The sequence below is a fragment of the Marinomonas flavescens genome (assembly GCF_004352835.1).
Taxonomy (GTDB): Bacteria; Pseudomonadota; Gammaproteobacteria; order Pseudomonadales; family Marinomonadaceae; genus Marinomonas; species Marinomonas flavescens.
The window spans coordinates 1-19,943 of the sequence record NZ_SJSB01000020.1 but is presented as its reverse complement, the minus strand read 5'-3'; the positions used below and the strand labels follow the sequence as shown (position 1 = coordinate 19,943).

The following is a 19,943-nucleotide window of genomic DNA, read 5'->3' as shown; positions in this document are numbered from 1 at the left end:
AAGGATCATCATGTTTGAATTAATGATTAAACCAGGTCAGTTGACGCTAAATGAATTACGCCAAATAAGCCGTCGCTCGGTAAAGTTGAGCTTAGACGAAAGTTCGTTTCCTGCGATCCACGCAAGCACTCAAGTGGTCAATGACGTGATTGCAGAAAATCGTACCGTCTATGGGATTAATACTGGTTTTGGCTTGTTGGCAAATACCCGAATTGCACCAGAAGATTTGGATCAATTGCAACGCAGTATTGTCTTGTCTCATGCGGCGGGAATAGGCCAATTGATGGACGATAAAACCGTGAAACTGATCATGGCGCTGAAAGTTAACAGTCTAGCACGAGGTTTTTCTGGTATTCGTTTAAAAGTAATCCAAGCCTTGCTAACTCTGATCAATAAAGAAGTGTATCCATGCATTCCAAAGAAAGGCTCAGTAGGCGCATCGGGCGATTTAGCGCCGTTGGCGCACATGAGTACGATCTTGCTAGGAGAAGGAAAAGCCCGTTACCGTGGCGAAGTAATCTCAGGTCAAGCCGCTTTGTCTATTGCAGGACTTGAGCCGATTGCCTTGGCGCCAAAAGAAGGTTTGGCGCTGTTAAATGGTACTCAAGCATCGACGGCATTTGCCCTAGAAGGGCTGTTTGAAGCAGAAGATTTGTTTGCCTCAGCGGTGGTTTGTGGCTCTCTTTCTGTGGAAGCTGCACTGGGTAGCCGTAGTCCGTTTGATGATCGTATTCATCAAGCTCGTGGCCATCAAACACAAATTGATTCGGCGGCCGCGTATCGCCATTTGTTGGGCGAAACCAGTGAGCTGGGAGACTCTCATCAAGGTTGTGAGAAGGTTCAAGATCCGTATTCTCTGCGTTGTCAGCCACAAGTTATGGGTGCGTGTTTGGAACAAATTCGCAGCACAGCGAAAGTCTTGTGTGTTGAAGCCAACTCGGTGTCTGATAATCCATTGGTATTTGCAGAAAGTGGCGACATTATTTCTGGTGGTAATTTCCACGCCGAACCTGTTGCCATGGCGGCGGATAATTTGGCTTTGGCCATTGCCGAAATTGGCAGTTTGTCTGAGCGTCGTATGGCGCTATTGATCGACAGCAATTTAAGTAAATTACCGCCTTTTCTTGTGGACAATGGTGGCGTGAACTCAGGTTTTATGATCGCTCAAGTTACCGCAGCGGCATTGGCGAGTGAAAACAAAAGCTACGCACATCCAGCGTCAGTCGATAGTTTACCAACGTCGGCGAACCAAGAAGATCATGTTTCCATGGCGACATTCGCGGCACGCCGCTTGAAAGACATGGCGGAAAATACCCGTGGTATTTTGGCGGTTGAGATTTTGTCTGCGGTACAAGGATTGGACTTCCGTGCGCCATTGAAATCCACCAAACGTCTTGAAGAAGTTCGTGCCACATTGCGTGCGCGTGTGCCTTTTTACGATAAAGACCGCTATTTTGCAACCGACATTGAAAAAGCCAATGACCTGTTATTAGAAGCGGTGCATAACGAGATCATGCCAGCCGGTTTATTGCCAAGTCTGGCGGTTTAGGAAGAAGAGAAAGATATGACAAACGATACGCCATTAATACTAGATAGCCTGTGGCGCGGCGCGCACCTAGCGACGATGAAAGAGGGTCGTTACAGTGTGATTGAAAACGCCGCCATTGGTGTGGTTAATGGTCGCATCGCTTGGTTGGGCGAAGCCGACAAATTACCCGCTTATCAGACAGAACAAGAACACTCTCTCGATGGTGGTTGGATCACGCCTGGTTTGATCGATTGTCACACGCACTTGGTGTTTGGTGGTAATCGAGCGGGCGAATTTGAGCAGCGTTTGAATGGCGTGAGTTATCAAGACATTGCCAAACAAGGCGGCGGGATAGCGTCGTCTGTGAATGCTACTCGTGAAGCCAGTGAAGCCGAATTGATGACCAGTGCAACGCGACGTTTAAAAAGCCTGATGGCGGATGGTGTGACCACCGTCGAAATCAAATCGGGCTATGGTTTGTCATTAGACAGCGAATTAAAAATGCTGCGAGTGGCAACGCTATTGGGGCAGCAATTTCCAGTGACCATTAAGCGAACTTGTTTGGCAGCTCATGCCATGCCGCCAGAATATGACGATAAAGACGCCTACATTGATTATCTATGTGAGACACTATTGCCGAAAGTGGCCGCTCTGGGTCTTGCTGATGCGGTCGATGCGTTTTGTGAAGGCATTGCCTTTAATACTGAGCAGGTTGAACGTTATTTTCAAAAAGCCCGTGAGCTAGACTTGCCGGTTAAGATCCATGCGGAACAATTGTCTGCTTTAGGTGGCACGAGGATGGCGGCGTATTATCAAGCGCTGTCAGCGGATCACTTGGAATTTATGGAAGAGGCGGATGTAAAAGCCATGGCTGAATCAGGCACTGTGGCTGTGTTGTTACCAGGGGCGTTTTATACACTGAAAGAAACCCAATTGCCGCCGATGGATTTATTACGTCAATATGGCGTAGACATCGCTATTGCCACGGACGCGAATCCAGGCACATCGCCCGCGTTGTCGTTACGTTTGATGATGAACATGGCGTGCACCTTATTTGGTATGACACCTGAAGCGGCACTTGCAGGAGCAACGATTCATGCGGCAAAAGCCTTGGGGATCAGTGACTCCCATGGCACTTTAGAAGTGGGCAAAGTGGCCGACTTCGTCTGCTGGGATGTGGAAAGTCCTGGTGAACTTTGTTATTGGTTAGGTGGGCAATTAGTAAAACAACGTATCCAACACGGAGTATCCCATGAGTAATGTAGAGCTTCAGCCTATTCATAATCGGATTGAATCGCCTTTTGAGTTCCATCAAGGGGATTCGCCGCTGTTAATCAGTATGCCTCACTCTGGACTGCGCTTAACAGCGACAGAAGAGGAATCACTGACCGACAAAGCGAAACGCTTGCCGGATACTGACTGGTACATTCCAGAGCTTTATGGTGATTTAGCGGCACGGGGTGTGAGTGTGATCTCAGCGAATTACTCACGCTATGTCATTGACCTTAATCGCCCTTATGACGATGCCGCGTTATACGCAAGCAAGACAACGGGCTTGTTTCCAGAGATCTTGTTTGATGAAACCCCGACGTTTTTGGCAGGAAAAGAGCCAACCGATGTCCATCATGCGCTATGCAAAGAACAGATCTGGCGTCCATATCATCAGCAAATTGAAGATGAGTTAGCGCATATTAAAGCGAAATTTGGTTATGCTATTTTGCTGGATGCACACAGCATCGCTGCCGAAGTGCCTATGTTGTTTGAAGGCAAATTACCAGACTTTAACTGGGGCACCAATGCCGGTGAGTCTTGTGATCCTGCGGTATTAAAAAGCGCTCAAGCGTGTTTATCAACAGACTATAGTCAAGTCGCCAATGGCCGTTTCAAGGGGGGCTACATCACCCGAGGCTTTGGTCAGCCAGCGGAAGGTATTCATGCCATCCAACTGGAGCTTTCGCAAGCCACTTACCTCAATGATGAATTGGTAAAGCAAGGCCAATATCTACTGGATGAACACAAACTACCCGTGATCCAGAAACAGCTTAGTACGCTGGTGGACGCTTTGTTGAGCGTTAAGCTTTAGTTAGCTTTTATCTCTTTCTATTATGAGCTGAATATTTTTATGTTGAGCTCTCTCTCTATTGTTAATAAACGAAAACGCCCGTCTTGTAAAAGACGGGCGTTTTTATTGGCCGTCGTTGACGGTAGATAGATTCATCTTCCACCAGACCTTCTCGCCAAGGCGAATTTGGCTTTTTGGTTAAGTGGGTTTTCTATATTTTCTAAAAATAGGTCTTGATTAGGGCCTTTTTCAAAAGCTTACAATTCTGAATAGTGATGTTGTTAAGGCTGTACTAGGCTTACATACAGTGTGTTTTTTGATGCGACGCTATTGTGTGTTTAGCGGTATAAAGAATAAAAGCCATGACCCGTTTAACTGGCTGATTTTCACCGTATTGAGTTGATCTACCAAAGGTTAATAGAGCGATTTTTTAGGATAAGGAAGCTTTGTGTGGAAGATTCAGATAATTTTTTGAGATTAATTCTAGACTCGATTGCAGAGAATATTGCGGTGATTGATGTGTGTGGAGATATCCGTTTTATTAATCGCAGTTGGGCTCAGTTTGGTGATGATAATGCTTGCTCCATCGCGCAGGATTGGAGCAAGGTGAATTACCTCTCAGTCTGCGATAGTGCCGCATTGGCAGGGGATGAATTTGGGATTCAAGCAGGGGCAGGGATTAAAAGTGTTATCGATCAAAAAGAGGCGTATTTCAATTTAGAATACCCTTGTCACAGTGCTGACGAACAGCGTTGGTTTATCATGCGAGTGTCTCCTTTTGCACTCAAGAATGAGCGTTTTTTTGTCATTTCCCATCTGGATGTCACCGAGAGAAAACTGGCCGAAAAAGCGGTGGAAAAGCTGGCGCGTCGAGATGGCTTGACCAATATTTATAACCGACGGGCGTTTGATGAGATCTTGAGTGAACAATGGCAGCAATGTTTAACCCTGAAGCAGCCGATAAGTTTGGCGGTGATCGACCTAGACCATTTTAAATTGCTCAACGATAATTATGGTCATCAAAGTGGGGATGATTGTTTGGTCGCGGTTGGCGCGCTATTAAAAAACTTTGCTCGGCGCACGGGCGATGTCTGTGCTCGCTATGGTGGAGAAGAGTTTACGGTTATTTGGAGTTATACGACCTTGCTGGAAGCCGAGTTACTGTCCAAGGCGTTGCTGGAGGAAATTCGTCAGCTAAAAATACCCAATGAACGCTCGCCTATTGCGCCGTATTTGACCGCCAGCATTGGTTTAGTGGAGATGACACCGAATCGACTTTTGGAGCCCAGAGACTTGATAGCACAAGCGGATGATCTGCTTTATAAAGCCAAAGAAAGCGGTCGAAATAAAGTGGTCAGTTTTATTGTCTCTCCGTCCGATTCAGTTTCTGCCCTTTTAGAAAGTAAGAGCCAGAACTAGAACAAGATTAGACGGTTTTTTGTGTCATAAATCGCCCATAAAAAAAGCAAACCAAATTCATGGTTTGCTTTTTTTTGACTATCTAGCTTCAGCTAAATAATTGCAATACTTGATGGCAGTATTACAGAACAGTCATAACGTCGGCTAGTGCTAGACGAGATTTTGGTAATGCGGCATTGTAGTCGCTTTCTGGATCGTTATAACCCATCGCTAATGCAACGTCGCACTGGTAGCCTTCAAGTTCAGGGAACAATTCACTGATAAGCTCGTGATCAACGCCTTCCATAGGTGTGGAGTCGATGCCCATGCGAGCTAGCGTTGTCATTGTGCTACCCAGCGCAATGTATGTTTGTGCTCTTGTCCAAGGAGCGTTGATGCCTTTATCGTCTGTGTTCATTTCAACGAAAGCGAAAGCGCCAAAAGCTTGTTCTTTGTTTTCTGCTTTAGTGCGGCCCGCTTGGATGTCGGCGTCGATTACTTTTGAGTAATCATCACGTGTGTACTGTTTTTTCTGAGCGAAAAGAATAGTGTGTGACGCGGCTTTAGCGTGTTTTTGGTTGAACTGGAATTTGTTTGCAAAAGTATCGTGGAAACGTTGTTTCGCTTCGTCGCTTTCAATCACAATGAATTTCCAAGGTTGTGAATTGATAGAAGACGGAGATAGGCGAATCGCTTCGTAAATAGTCTCTAAATCCGCTTGTGAAATGCGTTTAGAGGCATCGTAATGTTTTACAGTGTGACGTTTTTCTAATTCAGTAATGATCTGGTTTGACATGTTTGCTTCCCTAAAAAGAAATAGCTTGGCGTTTACCAAGTAAGATGGCGCTATAGTAACGCTTCTTTATCGAATGAAAAACATGGTTTTTATTGAATTATTATCAATTCTTATTTGATAATCTTTTCATGACATTTTTATGGAAAAGGCGGAACTATGCAACTTGAAGATCTCCGAGTGGTATTGAACGTTGCGGAGTTCCGTAGCATTACGGCCGCGGCGCGACACCTCGATATGCAAATGGCCACAGCCAGCGCCGCGGTGAAACGAATTGAAGCGTCATTAGGGGTGGAATTGTTTGTGCGGACGACACGGCATTTGCGTTTATCGAGTGCTGGGGAGCGATATTTGCCACAATGCGCAGAGGCATTATCGTTACTTGAGCAAGCTAAGCAAACTATCCATAACGATCTAGATATTATTAGTGGTGAGATTCGTATTGCTGTCTCATCCGATTTAGGTCGCAACCTTGCGATTCCTTGGATTGACGATTTTATGGTGCAGCATCCACAAGTGACGCTGAGAGCACACATCAGCGACAGTAATATCGATTTCTATCGGGATGCCTTGGATATGGCGCTGCGCTATGGGCCGCCTGCGGATTCGAATTTGTATGGTTTTAAAATTTGTAATGTGCCGCGCTTGCTGGTGGCCAGTCCAGACTATATTGATCAGCACGACATGCCATTACAGCCAAAGGATCTCTTGAGCCACAAGGGGTTGTTTTACCAGCTGCAAGACATTCTAAACGACACATGGCGCTTCTCTGATAACGAGCGTAGCTACAAGGTGAAACCTAAAGCGTATTGTGCTGCAAACGATGGTGATCTAGTGAGGCGTTGGTGTATCGCAGGAAAAGGTGTAGCGATTAAATCCTCGCTAGATATTACTAATGATCTGCTAACGGGTCGTCTTTTGCCATTGATGCAGGATTATAAAGTTGCTCAAGGCGAGCTTTGGTTAATTTGTTCTAGCCGCCAGTCAATTACACCGACAGTGCGCCTCCTTAGAGACTTATTTCGAGAACAAACCAAAGTTCTGCTCACGCAATTGGTAGAAAAAGGCTTTATCGACAGCAGCGCATTGGAAGAAACCAAAGATAAATAGCCTTTTCATTACAGAGTGTTAGGAGACATTGATAGCGACGATTCTTAGTTCTTCAAGCAGCCAGTCGCGAAAAACCGTGGCAGATTTAGACAGCGGTTTGCCTTCAGGAAAGGCAAGGAAGTAATTGTCTTCTGTGGGTAACTGAACCTTGAAAGGAGAGCATAATGTGTCTTCAAACTCTTCTCCGATAAAGAAATCTGGGTAAGCGAGCATCACGCCAAGTCCAGATATTACCATTTGGGTTGCGGCGGTTAGGGTGTCTACCTTGTGGCATACGACCTTGCTGTCGTCCATGTCGATGCCTACTTTTTCAAACCATTGAGACCAAGAGTGGCTACTGCCCATGACTTCAATGAGCGGTAATGAAAGGAGGTCATTAGGCGAGTCGATATGTTTGGCAAGGTTGGGCGAGCAAAAGGCCTGCACATTGGCTTGCAGCAGAGCCTCTAAGTTCAGTCCGGGCCAGCGACCATTGCCATTCATGATAGACAAGTCGTAGCTGCTTTCAGAAAAATCGCTTTCCCAATTCGAGTGCATTAATTGCAGCCTAATCCCCGGATAACGTGCGCAAAACTTATAAAGGTGATGGGTTAGCCAGAGCGACGAAAAAGCGTAATTCACATTCAATACTAAGCGGCCTTTTCCAATGGGAGAAAAAATATCTGCCGTTTTGCGCTGCAAATTATTCAACACGCCTTGTACCACAGGAAGATACGCGAGCCCACTATTCGTGAGGCTGACTTTTCTGTGTTTGCGAATGAACAAGGGATCGCCCAAATGATGCTCGAGTAGCTTAATCTGCTGGCTAACAGCGGATTGTGTCATGTTGAGTTCACGCGCCGCCGCACTAAAATTCAGCAGGCGAGCAGCCACTTCAAAGGTTTTGACCCAATTCATGGGAGGAAGGTCTGTTTTCATACTGATCCATCACAATTGCTTATCAACTTTGTCAAAATATGTTGTTTGAATAAAAAATACAATAGATCTAGCATGGTCCTATGATTTTAGTCGATGAATTTTTTGCCCTCAGGAGCGCTCCATGACAGCCAATATTAGCCATTCAAATAGCCGGCTTACCAATAGACGAATAGCGTCAGTTCAACAGGAAGAGCACAGCTTAACGGTTACGTGGGATGATGGCTCAGAGTCTCTTTATCACTATATTTGGTTAAGAGACAATTGCTCTTCTGCGTTTCATTCTGATACACAAGAGCGAGATTTTGACTTGTTGAGTGTGAGTGAAGACATTCATCCGTTGAGTGTTCAGATTGGTGAGATGAGTCTGGATATCACCTGGTCAGAAGGCGGCCATAAAAGCGCTTTTTTATGGTCGTGGCTCCATGAATATGACTATTCTCGTGTGAATCAAGTACGCCATATTAGTGGTTATCAAAGCTGGGATTCGTCCTTTCTTCAGAGCATTCCACGAGCCCATTATGACGCCGTGATTAGTGATGATAAGGCGCTGTATCAGTGGATGGTGGCGCTAGATAAGCTTGGCTTAACCATTATTGAAGGCATGCCAGACACCACTGAATCGACTGTGTCGTTGGCAACTCGTATAGATTATTTGCGTCAGACAAATTTTGGCACCACGTTTGATGTAGTATCTGTTGAGTCTCCCATTAATTTGGCTTACACCTCGATTTCCTTACCACTTCACACGGATTTGCCCAATCAGGAAACCCCACCGGGTTACCAGTTTTTACATTGCCTAGCCAATGAATGCGAAGGCGGAGAGTCCACGTTTGTTGATGGCTTACGAGTGGCTGAAGAGTTGCGTGAACAGTGCCCCGATCACTTTACGTTATTGTCCGAGCAAGTCATTCCTTTTCGTTACCATGATCAAGAGCAGGATATTCGCCAACACCATAGCGTGATCAACGTCGATGATTTCGGCAATATTGTCGAAGTGAAATACAACGCACATATCGCCGCAGTCTTTGACTTACCCAGTGACATTATGCGTGATTATTACCTTGCTTATCGTAACCTGATGGCACGTTTTCGTGATGAGCGCTTTAAAATCGAGCTTAAATTGCAAGCGGGTCAAATGGTGGTGTTTGATAATCGTCGAGTATTGCATGGCCGTAACAAGTTTGAAGACACCAGCGGTCGCCGCCATTTACATGGTTGTTATGTTGATCGTTCTGAATTCAAAAGCCGCTTACGGGTGCTTGCTCAACAGCATGGGTCGTAATGGACGTGGTTAAAACGCTACGAATGCACCAAATCACCAATATTGTCGGATGGAAATAGGAATTTCAGGTTGAAGTCTATAGCGTGATGTAGGAATGTATAACGATAGTAAAAATACAATGATTTAAATACGCTGGAATAATATCGAGGTCGCGATATGGCAGATTTTCTTGTTCTTGGTGCGGGAATGGTCGGTGTAAGTAGCGCTTTGGCGCTGCAGGCAGAAGGGCACACAGTGACGATAATAGATCGGACTGATGCAGGCTGTGAAACCAGTTATGGTAATGCTGGTATTATTCAGGTTGAAGCGGCAGAGCCTTACGCTTTACCAAGAGATTTATTAACGTTGTTTCGGTATTCGTTAGAAATCAGTAATGATGTGACTTGGCGAGTAGGTGGTGCATTGAAAATGGCCCCCGCTCTTTGGTCGTATTTTCGGCATTCATCCCCTCAGAAACATGCGAAAATCTCTCACATTTACTCTCAATTAACGGGTCGCTCTACAGCAGATCATGCTGACTTAATTCGTGATTCTAAATCAGAGCATCTTATCGAACGTAATGGTTTAGCGATGCTTTATCGTGAGCCTGAGGCGTTTGAGAAAGCAACGAAAAAAGCGGCCTTTTTAGACAGTGAGTATGGTGTCACTTCACGTATTGTAGATGGTAAAAGCTATCGCCAAGAAGAGCCTGCTTTAACGGCAGATCCTGCTGGTGTGGTGCATTTTAACCAGAGTTGGAGCTGTCATTCTCCGGGTGATTTAACTAAGGCTTACTGTGACTTATTTTTATCTCGTGGCGGAAGGTTTGTTTCAGGTGACGCAAATACACTGAAACATACGGTTTCAGGCTGGCAGGTTTTAACCAATGAAGGTGATTTGCACGCAGAGAACGTGGTGGTTGCTTTAGGTCCTTGGTCACCTGAATTACTGAAACGTTTTGGTTACAAAATTCCGATGATTTATAAACGTGGTTATCATGGGCATTTTGATACACAAACTTCTCTGACTCGTCCCTTTCTTGATGTGGAAAATGGTGTGTTGGCTGCACCAATGACGAAAGGCTTGCGAGTAACAACAGGCGCGGCTTTGGTGCCAATGGACTCGCCAATAGAAATTAGCCAGTTGGTGCGCGGTGCTAAGGCATTAAATGAAATCATGGACCTAGGAAAAAAGGTTGATGAGCCACAGTGGATGGGAACGCGACCTTGTATGCCGGATATGTTACCGCTGGTGGGAGCCGCTCCCAACCATACTGGATTATGGTTTCATTTTGGGCATGGTCATCAAGGCTTTACTCTTGGTCCAACCACGTCAGATTTGTTGGTCAAAGCAATGGCGGGTGAATCGAATGAGTTGATTGATGCGCTTTCTCCAATGAATAGGCTAAATCACTAGCATTAACATGGTTCTTTAGTAAGCAAGTAATAAAAAAGCGCGACAGGGTGAGTCGCGCTTTTTGGTATGAATAAGGGTAATTTTCTAGTGTTTTTAGCGTTTTAGAAAACCGCGTTCTTGTAAGAATCCTAGCATGTGCTCACGTTTCTTTTTCTGTACGGCTGCGGCAGTTTGCTCTGACCAGTTGCTAACTTTTTGGTTGTCGCCACGACTTTGGTAATACGCCTCCATTTGGTTGTCATACGCTTTGACATCAGCTTCGCAACGAGAAGCATCGTAACGGTCGGTATGAAGGATTACGTCTACTGGTAGGCGAGGTTTTACATCCGGCTCGGCATCAGGGTAACCAAGGCAAAGTCCAAAGACAGGATAAACCTGTTCAGGTAAGGCAAGCAGCTCAGAGACTTGTGCAGGGTCATTACGAATGCCGCCGATAAAAACAGCCCCAAGACCAACAGATTCCGCTGCTAGCATTAGGTTTTGTGCCATTAAGGCCGCATCAACCGTAGCCGCTAGAAAGTGCTCAGCGTAACCTTCAAGAGCGCCAAGACCTTGCTCTACACAGGCATATTCTACTCGACTTAGATCCGCACAAATCACTAAAAACTCAGGCGCGGATTCTACCCATTTTTGGCCGCCTGCTAAGGTGGCGATCTTCTTGCGGTTTTCGCTGTTGGTGACTTGTACTAATGAATAGGCTTGGATAAAACTAGAGGAGGCGGCTCCTTGTGCACTATGAATCAGTTCATGTAATAGCGTTGGTTCAATGTCTTTATTCAGATACTTACGAATGGATTTGTGGGCTAATTGAGCGTCAATAATAGGGTTCATAGTGGTATTACCTTGGGAATGATAGGGTCAGATAGTAATTAGACAGTCACCAAAATGGAAGGTCGTTATTATCTTTCGCATTTTTCTGCACAAAGAGAACAACATGGGGAAGTGTTGTCAGTGAGCTTGTTTGTACGTTGACCATTGGTTATGGTCGAATGACTTTTTATCATAAGATCAAAAAGGATTTTCCATTTTTTTGAAAGGGCTTATTTATGTCTAGTAAAGTGTATTGTGTTGCGCAGTTTTTACCCAAAAAAGGTCAAGAAAAGGCCGTGTTCAAGTTATTACAGGGACTTGAAGCCAATGCGCTACGTGAAGACGGCTGTATCCAATATCGCGTCACGCGCCAAATCGCCTGCCCTATGGCCACTGGAACCAGTTTCCCTCTTGTTTTTAATGAAATTTGGAAAGACATGGCATCGTTCGAAGCACATAACCAGCGTAGCGAATTGGTGGCATTTTTTGAAAGCCAATGTAAATCGAGCGATGGCCTAATCGAAGATTGGAATGTGTGCGTGTATTCAGATGAACCAGAAGATTTTGATGCGCCAAAATTAGGCTGATTTTTTAACCGCCTAATGATGCTCGACAAGTAATACTTGTCGAGCAAATAGCGATTAGAAACGGTATTCTGCACCTACGCTAGCTTGGTTAAAGTCCGTATTAGTACGGGTACTAGAGCTGTCGGTCGCACTTTTCGCGTCAAGATCCATGTCATACCAAGTGTACTGAGCGTTGACTAGGAAATTATTAGTCACTTTGAAGCCAACACCTGCACCAGCAAAGACGCCAGTATCGTTGGAGCTGTCATTGTATGAGGCAACGGAATAATCGGTTGAATACCAAAGCTGACCTGCTTTCGCGAACAACTCCACTCGATTGCCGACAGGGATGGTACCTTTCACAGCAGCAGTATAGCCGTCTGTTTTTGCACTAGTGACGTCATTGCCATAGCGTCCGAAATCGATATAACTGCCTTCTAATGCGAGGTATTGGTTAATGCGATAACCGATGACACCCTGTTTCACATCGTGGTTACTGTCTTGATCAAAGTTATCGTCGCCATCTAGTTTTAAATAACCGTAATTACCACCAACATAAAATCCGTGAGTGTTGGCTGGTGTCTCATCTGCGCTGGCTATTGTGCTAAAAGAAGCTAACGCGATAGTGGTTGCAAGTGCGGGAATGAAGTTCTTCATGTGCTTACTCCTCAGTTACTTTTTCAAATAATTAAACAAGCTGTATCGCTTGATTAAGATAAGTAACAAGGTGTGTGCCAGTTTTAGTTTGGCGGCGTTTTCTTCATCTTTCCTTCATTTTCTATGCGAAAAGATCAGCAAAACTGTCGCTTTATTAACATGCGAACGAATCTAATTTCTTAGATCCGAAAACGTTATCATGATGCCAAGACCCGTTTTTTAGGTTTCTATTTCGATTATGTGTAGTTTATTCATGTTGTTTGAAATAGTTACAACGGCCCAGCAAACGTCAGGGCGTCCAAGCAGATGGGTAGACGAGCTGATTTAGAGACGCTTACATTTGCTAGTCATTATGGATGCGGGATAAATCTACTTGATCACTTCGCTCTATGCCTTCCGTTATCTCTCTACATAAGGTGAGAAACTCTCGCATGCCAGGTGTTTGGTGTTTTTTCTTGTGCCAAAGGAAGTAGAAGTAGCGCTGTAAATCTAAATTAGGTGTTTCAATCGGTACTAGGCTACCTCGTCGAAAGGCGTCTTTTAAGGCTAGGCGCGAAATACAGCCAATGCCCAAACCAGACTCTACCGCGCGTTTGATGGCTTCGGTATGTTCCAGCTCTAAGCGAATATTAAGTTGAGCGTGATAATGATGAAAAGCATGATCAAATGTTTCGCGTGTCCCAGAGCCTTTTTCTCTTAATATCCAAGGCGTCTTAATTAGCTCATCCATTGTGACCTGTTCTAATGACGCCAAAGGATTCTCTGGAGAGCAGAAAACGACGAGCTCATCAGCCATCCATTTTTCCACTTCAATGTCCGGGTGATGGCAAGCGCCTTCTATTAAACCTATATCGAGTTCGTAGTTACTGATTTGTTGAATAATAGTACTAGTGTTGTGTACTTCTAATTTAATTTGGCTATCTGAATGTAAATGAAGGAATTCGGCGATTAATAACGCCGCAAGATAGTTACCTATGGTTAAGGTGGCTCCGACTTTCATCAAGCCATAACCTTGGTGTCCTTTTAGCGTGTTATTAATGTCTTCTGCTCGATCCAAAAGCTCTACGGCAAGGGGTAATATACGTCGTCCCATCTCATTTATTTTAAGAGATTTTCCTACTCGATCAAATAATTGCGAGTTGTATTGACGTTCGAGTTCGCCCAATGCCGTGCTAGTGGCAGATTGAGACATGAACAGTTTTTCGGCAGCTCTAGATACGCTACCCGTTCGCGAAACAGCGACAAATATTTCGAGTTGTCTTAAAGTGAATTTCATAAGGGCTATATCTATTTTATAGATGGATAATATCTAAATAATCAACTTAACAAATACTATAGTCGTTTATAAAATAGACGACAATGAAATGCTGACGTCTTTTTAACCCTCAGCTAAACCCTCTTATAGATTTAAAACAGGATAACCATGAGTGCATTTGCAACAGAACAAGTGTTGAGCGTCCATCATTGGGACGATAATCTTTTTAGCTTTAAAGTGACACGAGATCCGAGCCTACGTTTTGATAATGGTCAATTCGTGATGATTGGTTTGGAAACAGATACTCGACCTTTGATGCGTGCATACAGTATCGCTAGTCCAAATTACAGCGAGCACTTAGAGTTCTTTAGCATCAAAGTAGCCGATGGCCCTTTGACCTCTCGTTTGCAGCATCTGAAAGCAGGCGATGACATTTTAGTGAGCCGCAAGCCAACAGGCACCTTGGTAACACGTGATCTTCATCCGGGTAAACATCTTTATCTTTTATCAACAGGAACGGGTCTAGCCCCCTTTTTAAGTGTGATCCAAGATTTTGAAGCCTACGATGAGTACGAGAAAATCATCCTAGTGCATGGTGTTCGTCACGTTAGTGAATTGGCTTATGCGGACTTTATTGAAAACGAGCTGCCAAATAACGAATACTTTGGTGATCTAGTGAAAGAGAAATTGATCTACTACCCAACCGTGACGCGAGAACCGTTTCGTAACCAAGGGCGTTTGACCGATTTGATCAACAGTGGAAAATTGTTTGACGATATTGGCTTGCCACCGTTGAGCCCAGAAAATGATCGTGTGATGATTTGTGGTAGCCCGCACATGCTCAAGGACACAGCCGCTTTGTTGGATCAACGAGGATTTAACGAATCGCCTAAGATCGGTGTGCCAGGGGATTACGTTATCGAACGGGCTTTTGTCGAGAAATAAGGTTTTTACTTCCCCATTTATTCATCCTTTGTGCTCTAGTGCACGAAGGATTTTTTGTGTCATTATTTTAGCGTTCACTGTTGGCGTGGTTAAGCCTTGCTGACAGCAGCCTTGTTAACTTTAAGCAAGGTCCCATATAGATAGAGACTACGGATAAGCCAGTTAACATTTGTATGCCATTGGGTGACAAAGGCTTTTCTACTTGGTTTGCGAAAAGACGCTTAGGAGATTTTATGAGTTCTGATACAAATTACGTCCCGCCAAAGGTTTGGCAATGGAAGTCTGAAAATGGCGGTAAATTTGCAAGCACTAACCGACCTACAGCGGGAGCAACCCATGAAAAGGTGTTACCGGTAGGTAAGCACTCACTTCAGCTGCATTCTTTAGCAACACCGAATGGTCAGAAAGTGACGATTATGTTGGAAGAGTTGTTGGCAATAGGTATCGACGCCGCCGAATACGATGCTTATTTGATTAATATTGGTGAAGGCGATCAGTTCGGTTCCGGTTTTGTAGAGATTAATCCAAACTCAAAAATCCCCGCTTTAATGGATCACAGTACAACACCGCCAACACGCGTATTTGAGTCTGGTGCTATTTTGCAGTATCTGGCGGAAAAGTTTGACGCGCTTGTGCCGAGTGATTTTAAAGCCAAAACAGAATGCCGTAATTGGCTATTCTGGCAAATGGGTTCAGCGCCTTATTTAGGTGGCGGTTTCGGTCATTTTTATGCCTACGCACCGTCTAAAATGCAGTACCCAATTGATCGTTTTTCAATGGAAGTAAAGCGTGAGTTAGACGTACTTGATCAGCACTTAGCAAACAATGAATACTTTGCGGGTGAAGAGTATTCGATTGCAGACATCGCGATTTGGCCTTGGTATGGCAACCTAGTATTAGGTAATCTGTACGATGCTGCTGAGTTTTTGGACGTAGCAAGCTACAAAAACGTGATGCGTTGGGCAAAACAGATTGAAGCACGCCCAGCGGTTCAGCGCGGACGCATCGTCAATAAAGGGTTTGGTGACGGAGCCAAACTGCTAGAGCGTCATGACGCTTCCGACTTTGATGGTTTACTCGACTAATTCGACTCGATTGAATCGTTATTGATTAAGCAAAAGGGCTAACGTGGTTAGCCCTTTTTTATGGCTTTGAAAAACGTTAAAAGCTGAGTTTTCCTGCAATAAACTGCAAAAACGCGTCGATTCTAGAGGCAAGTGCTGTGTGCTTGTAATACACAGCTTGAATCAATTCTCGTGGGTTTGGTGTCTGGATGGCGTCTGGCAGTAAGTTAACTAGGCGGCCAGATTGAAGATCATTGGCAATCATAAAATGAGACAGCAGGGCAATGCCGTTGCCCTCTAAGCACAGCTGGCGAATGGTCTCTCCGCTGTTGGCTTTGATGCTAACCGCCAGATTGACGGGAGGGGTATTGGGTAGCTTGTTTAAGTTCGCACTATCAGAGAAGCCAATAATATCGTGCTGGCTTAGCTCATCCAGTGTGCTAGGGGTGCCTGAGCGCATGAGATATTCAGGCGCAGCCACTAAATGCAAAGGGCTGCGTCCAAGCAGTGACGCGTACAGTCCAGAGTCACTTAAGCCGCCGATCCGAATGGCTAGGTCGGTGCGCTTTTCGATCAAATCAATAATACTGTCATTTGATACCAGCTCTAATTCGATGTCTGGATAGGCGATTCGAAACGGCTTGATCAAAGGAACAAGCTGATGAAGAACAAAGGGGCTGGCAGCGTCGATTCGTAAACGGCCACTAGGGCGTATTTTTTGTTCAGTGAGGGCGAATTCCGCGCCCATTATTTGCTTCATTGCCTCACGAATCGAGCGAATAAATTGCTCGCCTTCTTGCGTCACTGTGACCTTTCGAGTGGTACGAGTAAAAAGGCTGCAGGCGTGCTCTTGCTCAAGGCGTGAGATGGCACGGGAAACCTTGGCGACTTGTATGTCGAGCGCATTGGCCGCGGCAGAAAAGCCCCCATGATCCGCGACGGCAAGGAGTATTTCTAAGTCTTCTGTCTTTGAGCGTATACCATTCATCTTGCATCACTCGTATATTGTTGCCGATTATGAAAAGGTGATTTGTTATTAATGCTATTTTTGTAAATATTAACAAGCTTCATACTCCACTCCAACAAAACTTGAACCTCATTTTTAATAGGAGTGCATTATTATGCCGCTTGCTCTTTGGGCACTGGCGCTCAGCGCCTTTGCAATTGGTACGACTGAATTTGTTATTGTTGGCTTGATCCCAACCATTGCAAACGATCTTTCTGTGAGCTTGCCAAGTGCAGGTTTGCTGGTCAGTTTATACGCGCTAGGTGTGGCCGTTGGCGCCCCTGTATTAACGGCGTTAACGGGTAAGTTAAACCGAAAATGGCTGCTGATTGGTTTAATGAGCTTGTTTATTCTTGGTAATATGCTGGCGTGGATTGCACCTAGCTATGAGGCCTTGATTACCGCCAGAATATTAACCGGCTTAGCCCATGGTGTGTTCTTTTCTATTGGTTCGACGATAGCGACTCGCTTGGTGTCGAAAGAAAAAGAAGCCAGTGCGATTGCTTTGATGTTTACCGGCTTAACGGTTGCCTTGGTGACAGGGGTGCCTTTAGGAACTTGGATCGGTCAGCACTTTGGTTGGCGTGCGACCTTTTTAGTGGTGTCTGCTCTTGGTTTAGTTGCCATGATTGGCAGCGCGATCTTAGTGCCTAATAACTTGCCTCAATCTGCCAGTGCGAGCTTGGTGAAACAGTTGTCTGTATTGGCGAAACCGCGTTTGTTGTTGGTCTATGCGATGACTGCGATAGGCTACGGCGGCACGTTTGTTGCCTTTACCTTTCTGGCTTCTATTCTTGAGTTGGTGAGTGGCTTTCCCTCTTCTGCGATTGGTTTAATCATGCTGGTTTATGGTGTGTCTGTGGCGGTTGGTAATATTTACGGCGGCAGAATGGCGGATCGCATGGGACCTGTGTCGGCTTTGTCCTACCTTTTTGTAGCATTAGCGGCGGTGCTTTTCTTATTTTACTTTACGGCGCCTTATCCATGGTTGGCGTTAGCAACGGTATTGATTTGGGGAGCCTTTGCCTTTGGTAATGTGCCAGGACTACAAGTCTATGTGGTGCAGATTGCTGAGCGAGAAGCGCCACATGCGGTAGACGTCGCCTCTGGACTGAATATTGCGGCGTTTAATGTTGGGATTGCGCTTGGTGCGCTTATTGGTGGCCACATAGTGGATAAATTCCAACTAATAGACACCGCATGGGTCGGCGGCGTTATTGTGCTGGTGGCATTTGTTTTAACGCGTTTTAGTGGTTACTTGGATAACCGCTCCGTGGCGGAACGAGTCGCTGCTTAAAGCATATTAGGTGCACTAAAAGAAAAGGGAGCGATGATGATCACTCCCTTTTTTGTTTATAAGCGAAGCTGGCAAACCCATCAGGTTGAAAGAGACCTGTCTCACCCCGACTGGGGGGAAGAGAATCCGAATCGTAATGGGCTGAGTTGATTGCTAGGCAGAAGTTAATGGATAAGCATCCTAAAATAAGCCAAATTCGTTTGGCTGGCATGGTGTCACTACGTGATGAATTGAGTGCGATTCTGACCAAGAAATGCCCAGAATACAGTTCTTTTGTATTAAATGTTTTGTCAGATATATTGTTATCTAGTACTTGGTCTGGCATTGAGTTGTGGTTGCGAGGTGATGCCACGCTGGAAGAAGGGTTTGAGCAATCTTGGGCGGGGGTGCAAGAGGTGTCTGGTTTATGGTTAACAGAGTCTAAATAGCCTACGGCTGATAAAAATCATGATAGGTTTATGCTGATCGTATACGTTAGTTCGTAGTAGCTCTATTAGCGCTAAAAAAATATAAAAGCCGCCATTCATTTGAAGTGCGGCTTTTGGTTTATTCGTAGAGGTGAGCTCTAGTATTGAGAGTCTTTTAGTACTCGCTCGCCATAAATACCGTTTTTAGGAATTGGTTTGTAGCTGGAGTTAGCAGCGCGCATTACACGAATACCTTCTGCACCTGCATTTCGTGCTGAAATAATATCGCCGTCAGCGTCACCATAATAGATTTTGATGTCGTGTTCTTTAATGTACGGTGTTTTTGTGTATTCAGTTCGGCTAGACCCTGCAAAAATCACATCATGCATATTTTTGATATCGAACGTTTTCTTTAGATATTTTGTGGTGAAATGGCATTTAGAACCAGTACGGCCGGTAATGAAGTAGATACTATCACCGCGATCTTGATGCATTTTAATCAATTCTTGTGCGATGTGTTTAGGCATGCTGAATTGATCCCAGCCACAGTTCGCTTTATCCCAAAATTTTTGGTTTGTTAAATAAGAATAACCATTAGGCGAAAATTCTTGCTGGCCGCGGTAAAAAACAGGCGAGCTAAATAGTGTTGTATCATCAATATCAAAACCAACGGCAAAAGGGGCTTTCCCTTCCAGTTCATGCTTGATGTCTGCAACTGAAATCATTTTCACATCCGCTGGCATGCCCGCAGTGGTCATATCAATGGAAGAGTAACCTTTGTGTGTTCCCGGCATTTTTGGATCTGCATTAGCAGATAAGCTAGCAATGCAAGCCACAATCAGTGTGATGGTGCGTAATGTATATTTCAAGGTGATCCCTCAGCGTTATTATCATAATAAGAATGATCGATTTTATCGCTAAAAAACCATATTTTCTATCATATTATTTTCAATAAAAAAAGCTCGAAAATGAAGGTGAAATAATAATTATATTTTTACTGCGCCGCCGCAGACGGTAGAAGCTATCATCAATTATTCCACTTCTATGTGTGTTGGATAATCCCGTCACTGACAGAAAATCAACCGATGAGACTTGCCTTTCACAAAGAAATTAACGATCTTACGTTTGATGTCACGCTCTAATTTTTTACAGTTGCGCTCTGTGCATTCTAGACCTAATCATGAAAAATAATTTATTGAAATTTATTGAAATTTATTGAAATTTATTGAAATTTAGTTTTATTTATTAGTATTTAATATTTTTATTATAAAAAACAAAGGGTTTTAGTGATTATAAAATTAATTAGGCTTATCAATGTCTATTATAGACCCTGAATTCAAGTCCGAAGTGCGACACTTTTCACTTCAAGTAACTAAGCACATTTCTTTAAACACTACGGCTGGTTGCTTGAACCCTAAACACTTCCTTGGACGATTATTTATTCGTCTCA

At 44.5% G+C, this 19,943-nt stretch carries 19 protein-coding genes; 12 read left to right on the top strand and 7 right to left on the bottom strand.

The window, feature by feature from the left end; all coding sequences use genetic code 11:
- Nucleotides 1-10 precede the first annotated feature (10 nt).
- The 4 genes from hutH to E0D70_RS15630 all read left to right on the top strand — a co-directional run bounded on the left by hutH (nt 11) and on the right by E0D70_RS15630 (nt 5,009).
- Nucleotides 11-1,549 carry a histidine ammonia-lyase gene (gene hutH, locus E0D70_RS15645; protein WP_133013216.1) on the top strand — a complete coding sequence of 513 codons (1,539 nt, stop codon included), beginning with the start codon at nt 11-13 and terminating at the stop codon, nt 1,547-1,549.
- Nucleotides 1,550-1,564: 15 nt separating this feature from the next.
- A complete protein-coding gene (gene hutI / locus E0D70_RS15640) occupies nt 1,565-2,788 on the top strand; it encodes an imidazolonepropionase (protein WP_133013215.1) in 1,224 nt (407 codons plus the stop codon).
- The gene (gene hutG, locus E0D70_RS15635) at nt 2,781-3,611 is read left to right on the top strand and encodes an N-formylglutamate deformylase (protein ID WP_133013214.1); all 831 of its coding nucleotides are present in this window, start codon (nt 2,781-2,783) and stop codon (nt 3,609-3,611) included. Before hutI ends, hutG begins: the two co-directional genes overlap by 8 nt.
- 429 nt (nt 3,612-4,040) lie before the next feature.
- Entirely contained in the window at nt 4,041-5,009 is a 969-nt protein-coding gene (locus E0D70_RS15630; RefSeq protein ID WP_133013213.1) for a sensor domain-containing diguanylate cyclase, read from the top strand.
- A 121-nt stretch (nt 5,010-5,130) separates the two neighbouring features.
- On the opposite strand, the gene E0D70_RS15625 is transcribed toward E0D70_RS15630, so the two are convergent.
- Nucleotides 5,131-5,784, bottom strand: coding sequence for a nitroreductase family protein (locus E0D70_RS15625; protein ID WP_133013212.1), 654 nt, complete (start codon nt 5,782-5,784; stop codon nt 5,131-5,133).
- Between the two features lie 156 nt (nt 5,785-5,940).
- Here E0D70_RS15625 and E0D70_RS15620 point away from each other — a divergent pair, with 156 nt between their 5' ends.
- Nucleotides 5,941-6,891, top strand: a complete 951-nt coding sequence (locus E0D70_RS15620; protein WP_133013211.1) for a LysR family transcriptional regulator — start codon at nt 5,941-5,943, stop codon at nt 6,889-6,891.
- A gap of 18 nt (nt 6,892-6,909) precedes the next feature.
- On the opposite strand, the gene E0D70_RS15615 is transcribed toward E0D70_RS15620, so the two are convergent.
- Nucleotides 6,910-7,809, bottom strand: a complete 900-nt coding sequence (locus E0D70_RS15615; RefSeq protein WP_133013210.1) for a LysR substrate-binding domain-containing protein — start codon at nt 7,807-7,809, stop codon at nt 6,910-6,912.
- 121 nt (nt 7,810-7,930) lie between these two features.
- Between E0D70_RS15615 and E0D70_RS15610 the strand changes: the two genes are divergently transcribed.
- Entirely contained in the window at nt 7,931-9,091 is a 1,161-nt protein-coding gene (locus E0D70_RS15610) for a TauD/TfdA family dioxygenase (protein WP_133013209.1), read from the top strand.
- Between the two features lie 156 nt (nt 9,092-9,247).
- A complete protein-coding gene (locus E0D70_RS15605; protein WP_133013208.1) occupies nt 9,248-10,486 on the top strand; it encodes an NAD(P)/FAD-dependent oxidoreductase in 1,239 nt (412 codons plus the stop codon).
- Nucleotides 10,487-10,579: 93 nt separating this feature from the next.
- On the opposite strand, the gene nfsA is transcribed toward E0D70_RS15605, so the two are convergent.
- Nucleotides 10,580-11,317: an oxygen-insensitive NADPH nitroreductase gene (gene nfsA / locus E0D70_RS15600; protein WP_133013207.1), complete on the bottom strand. Its 738-nt coding sequence runs from the start codon at nt 11,315-11,317 to the stop codon at nt 10,580-10,582.
- A 215-nt stretch (nt 11,318-11,532) separates the two neighbouring features.
- Between nfsA and E0D70_RS15595 the strand changes: the two genes are divergently transcribed.
- Nucleotides 11,533-11,883 carry a putative quinol monooxygenase gene (locus tag E0D70_RS15595; RefSeq protein WP_133013206.1) on the top strand — a complete coding sequence of 117 codons (351 nt, stop codon included), beginning with the start codon at nt 11,533-11,535 and terminating at the stop codon, nt 11,881-11,883.
- 54 nt (nt 11,884-11,937) lie between these two features.
- Here the strand turns inward: E0D70_RS15595 and E0D70_RS15590 are convergent, their stop codons facing one another.
- The gene (locus tag E0D70_RS15590) at nt 11,938-12,519 is read right to left on the bottom strand and encodes a porin family protein (protein ID WP_133013205.1); all 582 of its coding nucleotides are present in this window, start codon (nt 12,517-12,519) and stop codon (nt 11,938-11,940) included.
- 343 nt (nt 12,520-12,862) lie between these two features.
- On the bottom strand, nt 12,863-13,795 hold the full coding sequence (locus E0D70_RS15585; RefSeq protein WP_133013204.1) for a LysR family transcriptional regulator: 933 nt from the start codon (nt 13,793-13,795) through the stop codon (nt 12,863-12,865).
- Nucleotides 13,796-13,942: 147 nt separating this feature from the next.
- On the opposite strand from E0D70_RS15585, the gene E0D70_RS15580 reads away from it, so the two are divergent.
- Complete coding sequence (locus E0D70_RS15580; RefSeq protein ID WP_133013203.1) at nt 13,943-14,719, top strand: ferredoxin--NADP reductase; 777 nt, start codon at nt 13,943-13,945, stop codon at nt 14,717-14,719.
- Nucleotides 14,720-14,952: 233 nt separating this feature from the next.
- A complete protein-coding gene (yghU, locus tag E0D70_RS15575) occupies nt 14,953-15,804 on the top strand; it encodes a glutathione-dependent disulfide-bond oxidoreductase (protein ID WP_133013202.1) in 852 nt (283 codons plus the stop codon).
- A 76-nt stretch (nt 15,805-15,880) separates the two neighbouring features.
- Here yghU and E0D70_RS15570 read toward each other — a convergent pair whose 3' ends face one another.
- Nucleotides 15,881-16,771: a LysR substrate-binding domain-containing protein gene (locus E0D70_RS15570; protein WP_133013201.1), complete on the bottom strand. Its 891-nt coding sequence runs from the start codon at nt 16,769-16,771 to the stop codon at nt 15,881-15,883.
- A gap of 133 nt (nt 16,772-16,904) precedes the next feature.
- On the opposite strand from E0D70_RS15570, the gene E0D70_RS15565 reads away from it, so the two are divergent.
- Both E0D70_RS15565 and E0D70_RS15560 read left to right on the top strand, forming a co-directional pair.
- Nucleotides 16,905-18,086 (top strand): MFS transporter, encoded by a 1,182-nt coding sequence (locus E0D70_RS15565; RefSeq protein ID WP_133013200.1) that lies wholly within the window; start codon nt 16,905-16,907, stop codon nt 18,084-18,086.
- Between the two features lie 167 nt (nt 18,087-18,253).
- On the top strand, nt 18,254-18,514 hold the full coding sequence (locus E0D70_RS15560) for a hypothetical protein (protein WP_133013199.1): 261 nt from the start codon (nt 18,254-18,256) through the stop codon (nt 18,512-18,514).
- A 137-nt stretch (nt 18,515-18,651) separates the two neighbouring features.
- Here the strand turns inward: E0D70_RS15560 and aphA are convergent, their stop codons facing one another.
- Nucleotides 18,652-19,362 (bottom strand): acid phosphatase AphA, encoded by a 711-nt coding sequence (gene aphA, locus E0D70_RS15555; protein ID WP_133013198.1) that lies wholly within the window; start codon nt 19,360-19,362, stop codon nt 18,652-18,654.
- Between the last annotated feature and the right edge of the window lie 581 nt (nt 19,363-19,943).

Coding starts and splice junctions, on each gene's coding strand:
- E0D70_RS15585 (WP_133013204.1), bottom strand. CDS start 13,795: ATGAAATTCACTTTAAGACAACTCGAAATATTTGTCGCTGTTTCGCGA.
- hutG (WP_133013214.1), top strand. CDS start 2,781: ATGAGTAATGTAGAGCTTCAGCCTATTCATAATCGGATTGAATCGCCT.
- E0D70_RS15590 (WP_133013205.1), bottom strand. CDS start 12,519: ATGAAGAACTTCATTCCCGCACTTGCAACCACTATCGCGTTAGCTTCT.
- E0D70_RS15580 (WP_133013203.1), top strand. CDS start 13,943: ATGAGTGCATTTGCAACAGAACAAGTGTTGAGCGTCCATCATTGGGAC.
- E0D70_RS15570 (WP_133013201.1), bottom strand. CDS start 16,771: ATGAATGGTATACGCTCAAAGACAGAAGACTTAGAAATACTCCTTGCC.
- yghU (WP_133013202.1), top strand. CDS start 14,953: ATGAGTTCTGATACAAATTACGTCCCGCCAAAGGTTTGGCAATGGAAG.
- hutH (WP_133013216.1), top strand. CDS start 11: ATGTTTGAATTAATGATTAAACCAGGTCAGTTGACGCTAAATGAATTA.
- nfsA (WP_133013207.1), bottom strand. CDS start 11,317: ATGAACCCTATTATTGACGCTCAATTAGCCCACAAATCCATTCGTAAG.
- E0D70_RS15605 (WP_133013208.1), top strand. CDS start 9,248: ATGGCAGATTTTCTTGTTCTTGGTGCGGGAATGGTCGGTGTAAGTAGC.
- E0D70_RS15565 (WP_133013200.1), top strand. CDS start 16,905: ATGCCGCTTGCTCTTTGGGCACTGGCGCTCAGCGCCTTTGCAATTGGT.
- E0D70_RS15610 (WP_133013209.1), top strand. CDS start 7,931: ATGACAGCCAATATTAGCCATTCAAATAGCCGGCTTACCAATAGACGA.
- E0D70_RS15560 (WP_133013199.1), top strand. CDS start 18,254: ATGGATAAGCATCCTAAAATAAGCCAAATTCGTTTGGCTGGCATGGTG.
- hutI (WP_133013215.1), top strand. CDS start 1,565: ATGACAAACGATACGCCATTAATACTAGATAGCCTGTGGCGCGGCGCG.
- E0D70_RS15595 (WP_133013206.1), top strand. CDS start 11,533: ATGTCTAGTAAAGTGTATTGTGTTGCGCAGTTTTTACCCAAAAAAGGT.
- E0D70_RS15625 (WP_133013212.1), bottom strand. CDS start 5,784: ATGTCAAACCAGATCATTACTGAATTAGAAAAACGTCACACTGTAAAA.
- E0D70_RS15620 (WP_133013211.1), top strand. CDS start 5,941: ATGCAACTTGAAGATCTCCGAGTGGTATTGAACGTTGCGGAGTTCCGT.
- E0D70_RS15615 (WP_133013210.1), bottom strand. CDS start 7,809: ATGAAAACAGACCTTCCTCCCATGAATTGGGTCAAAACCTTTGAAGTG.